Below are 13,393 nucleotides of genomic sequence, written 5' to 3' on the forward strand. Positions count from 1 at the left end.
GGGACTCCCTGGGCGCCCGTGCTCCAATCAAGGTCCGATCATGCTCGAATCGCTGGAAAAGATGCTCTCTCAAGGCATGGACAATCCGATGCTGCGCTTCGGACTCGGCAAGGGCTACCTGGATGCCGGTCAGCCGGGCAGGGCGGCGCAGCACCTGCGCCGCTGCGTGGAGCTCGATCCGAAGTACTCGGCGGCGTGGAAGCTGCTGGGCAAGGCGCTGCAGGCCGATGGCGACAAGCAGGGCGCCCACGAGGCCTGGGAAAGCGGCATCGCCGCAGCGAACGCTCGCGGCGACAAGCAGGCGGAAAAGGAAATGAGCGTCTTTCTGCGTCGGCTCGACCGCCTGACGCCTGACTGAGCGCCCGCTCAGTCCTCGCGCAGGAACTGCAGGCCGATCCCCTCGGCATCGACCCGCATCACCACCATCCGCAGTTCCGGCGCTGGAATCGGCAGGTCCTGAACCTGACCGGTCACCTCGTCGCCAGGCTGCAGCACCACCAACTCCGGATGCCGCACATAGACGCCACCATCGGACAGGTCGCGGGTGTGGGCGAACACCTCGCCGAAGGCCGGATGGGTGATGCGAATACGGCACTTCATGTTGGTACGTGGATGCTGACGCTGGTTGCGCATGGGTTCGTCCTTGTTGGTTCTTGTTCTGGCCTGATCAGTACCAGCGCTTTTCGCCGGCGGGGCGCTTCTTGAAGCGCTTCATCGTCCACATGTACTGGCTGGGGTAGGCCCGCACGTACTTCTCGATCATCGCGCTCATGGCCGCCACGCCGGTTTCGGCGTCCTCGCTATACATCCCTTCGGGCGCCGCCTCGAGGATCACCTTGTAGCCCGAACCGTCCTCCAGGCGCAACGCGTGAAGAAAAACGCCGACCGCCTGGCCGCCCGCGAGCATGCCGGGCACGAACTTGCTGGTCAGCGCCTGGGTGGCGAAGAAAGGCACGAATATCCCGCTGCCTTCGCTCGGTTCCGGATCGGCCGGGATGCCAACCGCACCGCCACGACGGACTTCCTTGATCACGCTGAGGATGCCTTCCCGGGTCGAAGGCGCGACCCGGTTGCCCAGCTGCACGCGCTGCTGCTGCAGCAACTCGTCCACCGCCTTCAACTTTGGCGGCCGGTAGAAGATGATCGGCTTGCACTGCGCGCAGTAGAAATGGTTCAGCACTTCCCAGTTTCCCAGGTGGCTGGTGATACCGACCACCCCCTTGCCAGACGACAGCGCCGCCTGCAGCACCTCGAGGCCTTCGACTTCGCGAATCAGCCCGAGGGTCTTCTCAGCCGGCCAGATCCAGGCGCAGGCGCTTTCGGTGAAGGTCATGCCGGTCTGCCGCAGCGTCTTTCCAAGCAGCACATCCAGTTCGGCGGCACTCAGCTCGGGAAAGCACTTGTGCAGGTTGATCCGCGCCACCTCGCGCGAGCGGTTCGGCAGCTTCCACATCAGCCAGCCGATCGCCGAGCCCAGTCCCTGCACCATGCGCCAGGGCAACCGGGCGAAGAGTCGCAGGGAACCGACGACCAGGGCACCTTTGAGCTTTTCCACACCGCACTCCGAAATTTTCAGGTCGCCTAGTCTACCTGCATCGGGCGGCTGCGTTCAGGCGCGACGCTAGCAATGGCGCATATCTTGGTGGCATACGGCTCAATCGCCGCCGACCAGCGCGGCATGCCGTTCGCAATCGATCAGATGGTCCATCACCATGCCGCACGCCTGCATGTAGGCATAGCAGATGGTCGGGCCGACAAAGCTGAAGCCGGCTTTTTTCAGCGCGCGGCTCATGGCCTCGGCCTCGGGCGAGACCGCCGGCACCTGATCCAGGCGCTCGAAGCGATTGATCTTCGGTTCGCCGCCGACGAACGACCAGACGAACCCTACCGGATCCTCCAGCTGCAACCAGGCACGCGCGTTGCTGCGCGCCGCCTCGAGCTTGCGCCGGTTGCGGATGATGCCGGGATCCTGCATGCGCTCGTCGATCTCGGCATCGCTCATGCGCGCCAGGCGCTCGGCATCGAAGCCGAACAGCACCTGCCGATAGCGCTCGCGCTTGCGCAATACGGTGATCCAGGAAAGCCCCGCCTGAAAGGCCTCGAGCAAGAGGAATTCGAACAGCACCTGCGGATCGTGGGCCGGTACGCCCCATTCGCGATCGTGGTAGTTGATGTACAGCGGATCCGTGCCGCACCAGGCGCAACGTGGCATGTGGTCTCCTTGCGCAGGGCTCGTCCGATGGCCGAAACCATCGCAAGCGCAGCCATGCGGGGGGTATACTTCGAGGCTTTCTGTCGAAGCCCAGCACAGGTGAAATTTTGAGCCAGACTACGCCTGCCGTGCGCACCTTCCAAGACCTGATCCTCGCCCTGCAAAGCTACTGGGCCGAGCAGGGTTGCGTGGTCCTGCAGCCCTATGACATGGAAATGGGCGCCGGTACATTCCACACCGCCACCTTCCTGCGCGCCATCGGTCCCGAGACCTGGAACGCCGCCTACGTCCAGCCTTCGCGCCGCCCGGCCGACGGCCGCTACGGCGAGAACCCCAACCGCCTGCAGCACTACTACCAGTTCCAGGTCGTGCTCAAGCCCAACCCGGACAACATCCAGGACCTGTACCTGGAGTCGCTGCGCCGCATCGGCGTCGATACCTCGGTGCACGACGTGCGCTTCGTGGAGGACAACTGGGAATCGCCGACCCTCGGCGCCTGGGGTCTGGGCTGGGAAGTCTGGCTCAACGGCATGGAAGTCACCCAGTTCACCTACTTCCAGCAGGTCGGCGGCGTCGAGTGCTACCCGGTCACCGGTGAGATCACCTATGGCCTGGAGCGCCTGGCCATGTACCTGCAGGGTGTCGACTCGGTCTACGACCTGATCTGGGCCGACGGTCCGTTCGGCACCGTGACCTATGGCGATGTGTTCCACCAGAACGAGGTGGAGCAGTCGACCTACAACTTCGAGCACGCCAATGTGCCGAAGCTGTTCGAACTGTTCGATTTCTACGAGAGCGAAGCCAACCGGCTGATGGCCGCCGAGCTGCCGCTGCCGGCCTACGAGATGGTGGTCAAGGCCTCGCACACCTTCAACCTGCTCGATGCCCGTCGCGCCATTTCGGTCACCGCGCGCCAGCAGTACATCCTGCGCGTGCGCAGCCTGGCCCGTTCGATCGCCCAGAGCTACCTGCTGGCCCGCGCCAAACTCGGCTTCCCCATGGCCACCCCCGAACTGCGTGACGAAGTGCTGGCCAAGCTGGAGGCTGCAGAATGAGTGCACTGGATTTCCTCGTCGAACTGGGTACCGAAGAACTGCCACCGAAGGCGCTCGCCAAGCTGGCCGAAGCCTTCTGCGCCGGCATCGAGAAGGGCCTGAAGGACGCCGGCCTGGGCTTTGCCAAGGCCCAGGCCTACGCCGCACCGCGTCGCCTGGCCGTGCTGGTCGAGCAGCTGGCCACCCAGCAGCCGGACCGCAGCATCAACCTCGACGGCCCGCCGATGCAGGCCGCCTTCGACGCCCACGGTGAGCCGACCCAGGCTGCCCTGGGTTTCGCCCGCAAGTGTGGCGTGGACCTGGACGAAATCGACCGCAGCGGGCCCAAGCTCAAGTTCAGCCGCACCATCGAAGGTCAGCCCGCCACCCAGCTGCTGCCGGGTATCGTCGAGGCTTCGCTGAACGACCTGCCGATTCCCAAGCGCATGCGCTGGGCCGCACGCAAGGAAGAGTTCGTCCGTCCGACCCAGTGGCTGGTGATGCTGTTCGGCGAGCAGGTGATCGACTGCGAGATCCTCGCCCAGCGCGCCGGTCGCGAATCCCGCGGCCACCGCTTCCACAGCCCGGGTCAGGTGCATATCTCCAAACCCTCCAGCTACCTGGAAGACCTGCGCGGCGCCCATGTGATCGCCGACTTCGCCGAGCGCCGCGAGCTGATCGCCAAGCGCGTCGAGCAGCTGGCGTCCGAGCAGAACGGCAGTGCCATCGTGCCGCCGGCGCTGCTCGATGAGGTCACCGCCCTGGTGGAGTGGCCGGTGCCGCTGGTCTGCTCGTTCGAGGAGCGTTTCCTCGAGGTGCCGCAGGAGGCGCTCATCTCCACCATGCAGGACAACCAAAAGTATTTCTGCCTGCTGGATACCAACGGCAAACTGCTGCCACGCTTCATCACCGTGGCCAACATCGAATCGACGGACCCGGCGCAGATCGTCTCCGGCAACGAGAAGGTCGTGCGTCCGCGTCTGACCGACGCCGAGTTCTTCTTCAAGCAGGACAAGAAGCAGCCGCTGGAACGCTTCAACGATCGTCTGAAGAACGTGGTGTTCCAGGCCCAGCTCGGCACCGTGTACGACAAAGCCGAGCGTGTCTCGCGTCTGGCCGGGCTGATCGCCGAGCGCACCGGCGGCGACAAGGCGCGCGCCATGCGTGCCGGCCTGCTGAGCAAGGCCGACCTGGCCACCGAGATGGTTGGCGAGTTTCCGGAGATGCAGGGCATCGCCGGCTACTACTACGCGCTCAACGAGGGCGAGCCTGAGGACGTTGCACTGGCGCTGAACGAGCAGTACATGCCGCGTGGCGCCGGTGGCGAGCTGCCGAGCACCCTGACCGGTGCCGCGGTGGCAGTGGCGGACAAGCTCGACACCCTGGTCGGGATCTTCGGTATCGGCATGCTGCCGACCGGCTCCAAGGACCCCTATGCACTGCGCCGCGCTGCCCTCGGCGTACTGCGCATCCTCATCGAGAAGCAGCTGGACCTGAATCTGGTCGAGGCGGTGAACTTCGCCATCGGCCAGTTCGGTACCCAGGTCAAGTCGGCCGGCCTTGCCGATCAGGTGCTGGAGTTCATCTTCGACCGCCTGCGTGCGCGTTACGAGGACGAGGGCGTCGACGTCGCCGCCTACCTCTCGGTGCGTGCCGTGCAGCCCGGTTCGGCGCTGGACTTCGATCAGCGCGTGCAGGCGGTGCAGGCCTTCCGCACCCTGCCGGAAGCCGAGGCGCTGGCTGCTGCGAACAAGCGCGTCTCCAACCTGCTGGCCAAGTTCGAGGCCAAGCTGCCGGAAGCGGTCGAACCGCGCTGGTTCGACAACGCCACCGAGTTCTCACTGTATTCGGCGCTCCAGCAGGCCGAACAGGCCGTGCAGCCGCTGGCCGCCGCACGCCAGTACCGAGAGGCACTGGAGCGTCTGGCGCACCTGCGTGGTCCGGTGGACGCCTTCTTCGAGGCGGTGCTGGTCAATGCCGAAGACGCTTCGGTACGCGCCAACCGTTACGCCTTGCTGGCCCGGCTGAGAGGATTGTTCCTTGGCGTTGCCGATATTTCCGCACTTGGCTAAGCCCGTGAAGCTGATCGTGCTGGACCGCGACGGCGTGATCAACGAGGACTCCGACGAGTACGTCAAGTCGGTGGAGGAGTGGATTCCCATTCCCGGGTCGCTGGAGGCGATTGCGCGGCTGTGCAAGGCCGGCTGGACGGTGGCGGTGGCCACCAACCAGTCCGGCGTGGCGCGCGGCAAGTTCGACCTGAGCACCCTCGGCGACATGCACTTCAAAATGCAACAGCTGGTGATGGGGCAGGGCGGGCGCATCGACCTCATCGTGCATTGCCCCCACGGCCCAGACGATGGTTGCGACTGCCGCAAGCCCAAGCCCGGGATGTTTCGCACCATCGCCGAGCACTTCGGCCTGGCCGATCTCAAGGGCGTTCCGGTGGTGGGTGACAGCCATCGCGATCTGCATGCCGGCATGCTGCTGGGCGGCGTCCCCTACCTGGTCAGGACCGGCAAGGGCCTGCGCACTCTGGAAGGTACGCTGCCGCCGGGTACGCAGGTATTCGATGACCTGGCCGCCGTAGTCGATCATCTACTCGAGAGTTCTCGATGAGCCTCCTGTTTCCCCTCCGCATCGTGCTGTTCTATTTCCTGCTGGCCTTCACCGCCTTCGTCTGGTGCCTGGTGAGTCTGGTGTTCGCGCCCTTCATGGCGTTTCGCGCCCGCTATCGCTTCGTGGTGCAGAACTGGTGCCACTGCGCCATCTGGCTGGGCAAGACGCTGGTCGGCCTGCGCTACGAAGTGCATGGTGCGGAGAACGTACCGGCGCGTCCCTGCGTGATCCTGGCCAAGCACCAGAGCACCTGGGAAACCTTCTTTCTTTCGGCCTACTTCGAGCCGCTGACCCAGGTGCTCAAGCGCGAGTTGCTACGGGTGCCGTTCTTCGGCTGGGCGATCATGCTGCTCAAGCCCATCGCCATCGACCGCGACAACCCAAAGGCGGCGCTGCGCCAGGTCGCCAAGCAGGGTCACGAGCGACTGGAGCAGGGCGCCTGGGTGCTGATCTTTCCGGAAGGTACCCGTGTACCGGTCGGCCAGCCGGCCAAGTTCTCCCGCAGCGGCGCGGCGCTGGCAGTCAATGCCGGACTGCCGGTGCTGCCGATCGCCCACAACGCCGGCATGTTCTGGCCCAAGGCAGGCTGGGGCAAGCGCCCCGGCACCATCCAGGTGGTCATCGGCCCGCCGATGATGGCCGAGAGCGAAGGCCCGCGCGCTGTCGCCGAACTCAACCAGCGCGCCGAAGACTGGGTCAACGCGCAAGTCAGTCAGCTCGAAGTACAGGGTCGTCCGACCCACTGATCAACGCCGGGGCCGGCAGGGACGCCCGCCCAACCTAGCGAGTCCCTATGCAGCAAATACCCAACCATCAGCTGGTCGCCGAGTGGCTGCGCCTGCTGGACGGCTATCCGGCCGAAGCCGCCGCCGCTCTGCAGGCGGTGACCGCCGAGAAGAGCCAGGAACTGGCCGAGCACTTCTATTCGCAGATGCTCGCCGATCCCCATTCGGCCAGCTTCCTGTCCCACGATCAGGTGAGGAACCGCCTCGGCAAATCGATGCAGAAGTGGATCGTGACGGTCTGTTCATCGACGGCCCACAGCGACCTCAATGCCGTGATCGACCTGCAGCGCAAGGTCGGCGACATCCACGCCCGTATCGAGATACCGGTCAGCCTGGTGCTGCGCGGCTCCCGCTCGCTCAAGGGTCGCCTGCGCCAGCTGCTGGAACAACGCGAGCTCGCCGAGCCGATCAGGCGCAAAGCCGCGCGCATGGGGGCCGACCTGATCGACCTGGCGGTGGAGATCATCTGCTTCGCCTATTCCCAGTCCCATGACCGCAACTCGCGAGCCGAGGAAGCCTATCGGCTGTTCTCCGTGTCGCAGAACATCGGTGTCGAGAAGGAGCGCCAGCGCGCGGCACTGCTGGACTGGGAGAACCAGCTGATGTTCGACCTGGCCATCGGCAACCTCACCGGCACGCTGCCGCAGCTGGCCGGCTCCGAGTTCGGCCTGTGGTTCCGCCACAAGGCTTCCCATGCCTTCCAGGGCTCGCCGGAGAGCGCGAGCATCCTCGACTACATCACGCAGATCGATGAAGAGCTCAAGGTCATCGCCACGCTGGACGATGCCGCCGGACGCCTGGGCAAGCTGCATCAGATCCGCGAGCAGACGCGCTCGATCAAGTTTCTGCTCGACAGCCTTTTCGAGCAGGCCAACGATCTGGAGGCTGGCCGTGATGTCCTGACGCGTCTGCTCAATCGAAAATTCCTGCCGGTGGTGATGGCCAAGGAAGTGCTCTACGCGCGCCAGTCGAACAACACCTTCGGTGTGCTCGCCATCGATGTCGATCACTTCAAACGTATCAACGACACCCATGGCCACGACGCCGGCGACCAGATTCTTCAGCAGGTCGGCGCGCTTCTGGCGAGCAACACCCGCGGCGGCGACTATGCGTTCCGCCTGGGGGGCGAAGAGTTCCTGCTGGTGCTGGTGGACATCGATACCAACAAGGCGCTGGCGGCTGCCGAGAAACTGCGCGAACGCATCGCCCGCGAGCACTTCCGCCTGTCCAGCGGCGAGGTGCTGCAGGTGACGGTCAGCATCGGTATGGCGGTGCACGACGGTCACCCCGACTACGAACGCCTACTGCAACAGGCCGACCAGGCGCTCTATCAGGCCAAGCACGGCGGGCGCAATCGCTGCGTGCTATACGCCGGCTGAAGCAACGCCGACCGTGAACGCGAAAAAGGGGAGCAACCTCAGGGTTGCTCCCCTTTTGTTTGCCGAGCCCGATCAGGCCGGCGCGGAGGTGCGGATCAGGTGATCGAAGGCGCTCAGCGAGGCCTTGGCGCCTTCGCCGACGGCGATCACGATCTGCTTGTACGGCACCGTGGTCACGTCACCGGCGGCGAACACACCGGGGATGCTGGTCTGGCCCTTGGCGTCGACGATGATCTCGCCGAAACGCGACAGCTCCAAGGTGCCCTTGAGCCATTCGCTGTTGGGCAGCAGGCCGATCTGCACGAAGATGCCTTCCAGCTCGACGTTGTGCACCTCGTCGTTGGTGCGGTCCTTGTAGACCAGGCCCGTGACCTTCTGGCCGTCGCCCTTGACCTCGGTGGTCTGCGCCATCTTCAGCACGCGGACGTTGGGCAGGCTGTTGAGCTTGCGCTGCAACACGGCGTCTGCACGCAGGTCTTCGCCGAATTCCAGCAGGGTCACGTGGGCGACGATGCCGGCCAGGTCGATGGCCGCTTCCACGCCGGAGTTGCCACCACCGATCACCGCCACGCGCTTGCCCTTGAACAGCGGGCCGTCGCAGTGCGGGCAGTAGGCGACGCCACGGCCGCGGTATTCCTGCTCGCCGGGCACGTTCATCTCGCGCCAGCGCGCGCCGGTGGCGAGGATCAGGGTCTTGGCTTTGAGCTCGCCGCCGTTGTCGAACCGGACGCGATGCAGGCCGTCTTCGCCGGCCGGGATCAGCTGGCTGGCGCGCTGCAGGTTCATGATGTCGACCTCGTACTCGCGCACGTGCTCTTCCAGCGCGCGGGCCAGTTTCGGGCCTTCGGTTTCCTTCACCGAGATGAAGTTCTCGATGGCCATGGTGTCCAGCACCTGACCGCCGAAGCGCTCGGCCGCGACGCCGGTGCGGATGCCCTTGCGCGCGGCGTAGATGGCCGCTGCGGCGCCGGCCGGGCCGCCGCCGACCACCAGCACGTCGAAGGCGTCCTTGGCCTTGAGCTTCTCGGCATCACGGGCACTGGAACCGGTGTCGAGCTTGGCGAGGATCTCTTCCTCGCTCATGCGGCCCTGGGTGAACAGCTCGCCGTTGAGGTAGATGCTCGGCACCGACATGATCTGCCGCGCTTCGACTTCGTCCTGGAACAGCGCGCCGTCGATGGCCACGTGCTTGACGTTCGGGTTGAGCACGGCCATCAGGTTCAGCGCCTGGACCACGTCCGGGCAGTTCTGGCAGGACAGCGAGAAGTAGGTTTCGAAGCGGTAGTCGCCGTCGAGCGCCTTGATCTGCTCAATGACTTCCGGCGCGGTCTTCGACGGGTGCCCGCCGACCTGCAGCAGAGCCAGCACCAGCGAGGTGAACTCGTGGCCCATGGGGATGCCGGCGAAGCGCAGGCTGATGTTGCCGCCGATGCGGTTGAGCGAGAACGACGGCTTGCGCACATCGTCGCCGTCGGTCTTCAAGGTGATCTTGTCGCTGAGGCCGGCGATGTCCTGCAGCAGGCTCAGCAGCTCCCGGGATTTCTCGCCGTCATCGAGGGACGCGACGATCTCGAAGGGCTGGGTGACCTTCTCCAGGTAGGCTTTCAACTGGGTCTTGAGATTGGATTCCAACATTGGCGACTTACCCCGTCAAAGTGTATTGGCCCTGAGGGCTCTTAAGATGAATGACTCGAATGGGGCAAACTCTACTCCGCAGTAGGGCTATTCCGAAATTGATTAAAACAGTCGCTTCGATTTGATCTGTCTATGCTAGAAACGAAAACCCCGGCCGAGGCCGGGGTTCCTTTTGCATAACACTGGATCTACACGCGCCGCATCAGAAGTCCAGATTCGAGACCGCCAGTGCGTTGGTTTCGATGAACTCCCGGCGGGGTTCCACTGCATCGCCCATCAGCGTGTTGAAGATCTGGTCCGCCGCGATGGCGTCTTCGATCGTCACCTTGAGCATGCGCCGCACGTTCGGGTCCATGGTGGTTTCCCAGAGTTGGTCCGGGTTCATCTCGCCGAGACCCTTGTAGCGCTGAACGCTGTGCCGACGGGTGCCCTCGTTCATCAGCCAGTCCAGCGCTTCCTTGAAGCTGGCGACCGGCTTCTTGCGCTCGCCACGCTGCACGTAGGCACCTTCTTCCAGCAGACTGTTGAGCTTCTCGCCCAGCGCGGTCACCGTGCGGTAATCATTGCTGCCGAAGAAATCACGGTTGAAGGTGATGTAGCTGGCCAGGCCGTGGGAGCTGATCTCCACCTCCGGGAGCCACAGGTGGCGTTCCTTGTCCTCGCGCAGGCTGAGGTTGTAGATCAGCCCGGACCGCTCACCGCCCTTGAGCCGCGCGCTGTACTGCTCGAGCCACGCCTGCATCGCAGAGTGGTCAGCCAGCTGCTCGAGCGTAACCCGAGGCAGATAGATGAAGTGCTCGGTCAGCTCCAGAGGGTACAGCCGCGACAGGCGCTGCAGAGTCTTCATCACCGTACGGTAGTCGTTGACCAGCCTTTCCAGCGCTTCGCCGGCCAGGCCTGGGGCGTCCTCGTTGACGTGCAGGCTGGCCTCTTCGAGGGCCGACTGGGTGAGGTATTCCTCCATCGCCTCGTCGTCCTTGATGTACTGCTCCTGCTTGCCGCGCTTGACCTTGTATAGCGGCGGTTGCGCGATATACACGTAGCCACGCTCGATCAGCTCGGGCAACTGGCGGAAGAAGAAGGTCAGCAGCAGGGTGCGGATGTGCGAACCGTCGACGTCAGCATCGGTCATGATGATGATGTTGTGGTACCGCAGCTTGTCGATGTTGTATTCCTCGCGGCCGATGCCGCAACCCAGCGCGGTGATCAGCGTGCCGACTTCCTGGGACGAGAGCATCTTGTCGAAGCGTGCCTTCTCGACGTTGAGAATCTTGCCCTTGAGCGGGAGGATCGCCTGGGTCTTGCGATTGCGGCCCTGCTTGGCCGAGCCACCCGCGGAGTCACCCTCCACGATGTACAGTTCGGACAGCGCAGGATCCTTCTCCTGACAGTCGGCAAGCTTGCCCGGCAGGCCGGCGATATCCAGCGCGCCTTTGCGCCGGGTCATTTCCCGTGCCTTGCGCGCAGCCTCACGGGCGCGGGCAGCATCGATCATCTTGCCGACTACCGCCTTCGCCTCGTTTGGATGCTCCAGCAGGAAGTCGGCGAAGTACTTGCCCATCTCCTGTTCCACCGCGGTCTTCACCTCGGAGGAAACCAGCTTGTCCTTGGTCTGGGAACTGAACTTCGGATCCGGCACCTTGACCGAGATGATCGCGGTCAGACCTTCACGCGCGTCGTCACCGGTGGTGGCGATCTTGTGCTTCTTCGCCAGGCCTTCCTGCTCGATGTAGTTGTTCAGGTTACGCGTCAGTGCGGAGCGGAAGCCGGCCAGGTGAGTGCCGCCGTCACGCTGGGGAATGTTGTTGGTAAAGCAGAGGATGTTCTCATTGAAGCTGTCGTTCCACTGCAGCGCGACTTCGACGCCGACGCCATCGTCACGCTGGACGTTGAAGTGGAACACCTGATTCACCGCGGTCTTGTTGGTGTTCAGGTAGGCGACGAAGGCGCTGAGGCCGCCTTCGTACTTGAACAGTTCTTCCTTGGCCGTGCGCTCGTCGCGCAGGACGATACCCACCCCGGAGTTGAGAAAGGACAGTTCGCGAAGACGCTTGGCCAGAATGTCCCAGCTGAAATGGATGTTCTGGAAGGTCTCGGCGGATGGTTTGAAATGGATCTGCGTGCCCGACGTATCGGTCTCGCCCACGGCCGCGAGCGGGGCTTGCGGGACGCCATGGCGATAGAGCTGTTCCCACACCTTGCCTTCGCGACGGATGGTCAGCAGCAGCTCCTCGGACAATGCATTCACCACCGAGACACCCACGCCGTGCAGGCCACCGGATACCTTGTAGGAGTTGTCGTCGAACTTACCGCCTGCGTGCAGCACGGTCATGATGACCTCGGCTGCCGATACGCCTTCTTCGTGAATATCCACCGGAATGCCGCGGCCGTTGTCGCGCACGGTGATGGATTCATCGGTATGGATGGTGATGGAAATATCGCTGCAGTAGCCGGCCAGCGCTTCGTCAATCGAGTTATCGACGACTTCGAAGACCATGTGGTGCAGGCCGGTGCCGTCATCGGTGTCGCCGATATACATGCCAGGGCGCTTACGCACGGCATCAAGACCTTTCAGTACCTTGATGCTCGAAGAGTCGTACGTGTGGTTCTCACTCATGCCTTCACTCCCGAGGGGCCGTGGAGCTGGGTGATTTGCCCATGTTCCACGTGAAACATTGAGACTGGTGTCAGTTCACCCCAGCCTTCTTGCAAAACGGTTGAATCAACGCAGGTAATAAACACCTGACAGTTCAGCTGTTCGAGCAACCTGCACAACGCCAGTCGGTGCTGCGCATCCAGCTCCGAGGGCAGGTCGTCGACCAGATAAATGCATTGCCCGCGCTTGGCCTCACTGACGAGATGACCTTGGGCAATGCGCAACGCACACACCACCAGCTTCTGTTGCCCACGCGACAACACTTCAGCCGCGTTATGACTGCCAACCTTCAGTCGCAGATCCGCGCGCTGCGGGCCGGACTGCGTATGGCCCATTGCGCGATCGCGCTCCAGTGACGAAGCCAGTACATCGACCAGTGGCCGATCCTTGTCCCAACCGCGGTAATAGCTCAGCGTCAGGCCATCCATGTCCAACAGCGCCTTGAGCGTGGTCTCGAAGACCGGTTTCAGCGCTTGGATGTAGGCCCGGCGATAACCGTCGATCTCGTCGCTGGCCAGGCTCAGTTCCCGGCTCCAGGCAGCGTCCGAAGCGCCGTCCAGTGTACCATGCCGGAGCCATGAGTTCCGTTGCCGCAGGGCCTGCTGCAGGCGCTGCCAGGCACTCATGAATCGATGTTCCACGTGGAACACCCCCCAATCGAGGAACTGCCTGCGCAGTTTGGGAGCGCCCTCCAGCAAGCGGAAACTGTCAGGGTTGATCAGCTGCAGCGGCAGGGTGTCAGCCAACTCGGCGGCAGAGCGAACGCTCTGCCCATCGATACGAATTCGGACTTCGCCACTGCGATCTCTGGAGACGCCCAGGGCTCGACTGTGCTGGTCCGGAAGCTCGACCTGGCCGAACACCGTGCAAGCCGGTTGCTCGTAGGTGATTACCGGATTCAGTCGAATACTGCGAAAGGAACGTGCGAGGCCGAGCAGATGGATGGCTTCCAGCAGGCTCGTCTTGCCGCTGCCGTTGTCGCCGAAGAGGATGTTGATGCGCGGGGAGGGGGTCAGCGTCACCGGGTGCAGATTGCGAACCCCGGTGACGGAGAGACGGCTGAGGGACATTAA

General features: G+C 63.8%; 12 protein-coding genes. 6 read left to right on the forward strand and 6 right to left on the reverse strand.

Annotated features, from left to right (window positions below; genetic code table 11):
* Window positions 1-40: 40 nt before the first annotated feature.
* On the forward strand, window positions 41-358 hold the full coding sequence (locus tag ACVRRC_RS03290) for a tetratricopeptide repeat protein (RefSeq protein ID WP_013981188.1): 318 nt from the start codon (window positions 41-43) through the stop codon (window positions 356-358).
* An 8-nt stretch (window positions 359-366) separates the two neighbouring features.
* On the opposite strand, the gene ACVRRC_RS03295 is transcribed toward ACVRRC_RS03290, so the two are convergent.
* The 3 genes from ACVRRC_RS03295 to ACVRRC_RS03305 form a co-directional block, all read right to left on the reverse strand.
* A complete protein-coding gene (locus ACVRRC_RS03295) occupies window positions 367-633 on the reverse strand; it encodes a PilZ domain-containing protein (protein ID WP_014595314.1) in 267 nt (88 codons plus the stop codon).
* Window positions 634-667: 34 nt separating this feature from the next.
* Window positions 668-1,555, reverse strand: a complete 888-nt coding sequence (locus ACVRRC_RS03300; protein WP_472996623.1) for a lysophospholipid acyltransferase — start codon at window positions 1,553-1,555, stop codon at window positions 668-670.
* Window positions 1,556-1,654: 99 nt separating this feature from the next.
* Window positions 1,655-2,212 carry a DNA-3-methyladenine glycosylase I gene (locus tag ACVRRC_RS03305; protein WP_472996624.1) on the reverse strand — a complete coding sequence of 186 codons (558 nt, stop codon included), beginning with the start codon at window positions 2,210-2,212 and terminating at the stop codon, window positions 1,655-1,657.
* 107 nt (window positions 2,213-2,319) lie between these two features.
* On the opposite strand from ACVRRC_RS03305, the gene glyQ reads away from it, so the two are divergent.
* Genes glyQ through ACVRRC_RS03330 form a run of 5 tightly spaced genes read left to right on the forward strand, consistent with a single transcriptional unit; the run spans window position 2,320 to window position 8,029 of the window.
* Window positions 2,320-3,267 (forward strand): glycine--tRNA ligase subunit alpha, encoded by a 948-nt coding sequence (gene glyQ, locus ACVRRC_RS03310; protein WP_003284253.1) that lies wholly within the window; start codon window positions 2,320-2,322, stop codon window positions 3,265-3,267.
* Window positions 3,264-5,318 (forward strand): glycine--tRNA ligase subunit beta, encoded by a 2,055-nt coding sequence (gene glyS, locus ACVRRC_RS03315; RefSeq protein WP_472996625.1) that lies wholly within the window; start codon window positions 3,264-3,266, stop codon window positions 5,316-5,318. The genes glyQ and glyS overlap by 4 nt, the downstream gene beginning before the upstream one ends.
* Before the next feature lie 4 nt (window positions 5,319-5,322).
* The gene (gmhB, locus tag ACVRRC_RS03320; RefSeq protein WP_013981184.1) at window positions 5,323-5,865 is read left to right on the forward strand and encodes a D-glycero-beta-D-manno-heptose 1,7-bisphosphate 7-phosphatase; all 543 of its coding nucleotides are present in this window, start codon (window positions 5,323-5,325) and stop codon (window positions 5,863-5,865) included.
* Window positions 5,862-6,611, forward strand: a complete 750-nt coding sequence (locus tag ACVRRC_RS03325) for a lysophospholipid acyltransferase family protein (protein ID WP_014595309.1) — start codon at window positions 5,862-5,864, stop codon at window positions 6,609-6,611. The genes gmhB and ACVRRC_RS03325 overlap by 4 nt, the downstream gene beginning before the upstream one ends.
* A gap of 47 nt (window positions 6,612-6,658) precedes the next feature.
* On the forward strand, window positions 6,659-8,029 hold the full coding sequence (locus ACVRRC_RS03330) for a diguanylate cyclase (RefSeq protein WP_472996626.1): 1,371 nt from the start codon (window positions 6,659-6,661) through the stop codon (window positions 8,027-8,029).
* Window positions 8,030-8,101: 72 nt separating this feature from the next.
* On the opposite strand, the gene ahpF is transcribed toward ACVRRC_RS03330, so the two are convergent.
* From ahpF to recF, 3 genes are all read right to left on the reverse strand, one after another.
* Window positions 8,102-9,664, reverse strand: a complete 1,563-nt coding sequence (gene ahpF / locus ACVRRC_RS03335; protein WP_236451119.1) for an alkyl hydroperoxide reductase subunit F — start codon at window positions 9,662-9,664, stop codon at window positions 8,102-8,104.
* 202 nt (window positions 9,665-9,866) lie between these two features.
* A complete protein-coding gene (gyrB, locus tag ACVRRC_RS03340) occupies window positions 9,867-12,281 on the reverse strand; it encodes a DNA topoisomerase (ATP-hydrolyzing) subunit B (RefSeq protein WP_014595306.1) in 2,415 nt (804 codons plus the stop codon).
* Window positions 12,278-13,390: a DNA replication/repair protein RecF gene (recF, locus tag ACVRRC_RS03345; RefSeq protein ID WP_014595305.1), complete on the reverse strand. Its 1,113-nt coding sequence runs from the start codon at window positions 13,388-13,390 to the stop codon at window positions 12,278-12,280. Before recF ends, gyrB begins: the two co-directional genes overlap by 4 nt.
* Between the last annotated feature and the right edge of the window lie 3 nt (window positions 13,391-13,393).

Source organism: Stutzerimonas sp. LR2, assembly GCF_055755175.1.

Bases quoted from the DNA above. Each gene is read 5' to 3' on its own strand.
- ACVRRC_RS03325 (WP_014595309.1), top strand. From the start codon at position 5,862: ATGAGCCTCCTGTTTCCCCTCCGCATCGTGCTGTTCTATTTCCTGCTG.
- ACVRRC_RS03330 (WP_472996626.1), top strand. From the start codon at position 6,659: ATGCAGCAAATACCCAACCATCAGCTGGTCGCCGAGTGGCTGCGCCTG.
- ACVRRC_RS03295 (WP_014595314.1), bottom strand. From the start codon at position 633: ATGCGCAACCAGCGTCAGCATCCACGTACCAACATGAAGTGCCGTATT.
- ACVRRC_RS03305 (WP_472996624.1), bottom strand. From the start codon at position 2,212: ATGCCACGTTGCGCCTGGTGCGGCACGGATCCGCTGTACATCAACTAC.
- recF (WP_014595305.1), bottom strand. From the start codon at position 13,390: ATGTCCCTCAGCCGTCTCTCCGTCACCGGGGTTCGCAATCTGCACCCG.
- gyrB (WP_014595306.1), bottom strand. From the start codon at position 12,281: ATGAGTGAGAACCACACGTACGACTCTTCGAGCATCAAGGTACTGAAA.
- glyS (WP_472996625.1), top strand. From the start codon at position 3,264: ATGAGTGCACTGGATTTCCTCGTCGAACTGGGTACCGAAGAACTGCCA.
- ahpF (WP_236451119.1), bottom strand. From the start codon at position 9,664: ATGTTGGAATCCAATCTCAAGACCCAGTTGAAAGCCTACCTGGAGAAG.
- ACVRRC_RS03290 (WP_013981188.1), top strand. From the start codon at position 41: ATGCTCGAATCGCTGGAAAAGATGCTCTCTCAAGGCATGGACAATCCG.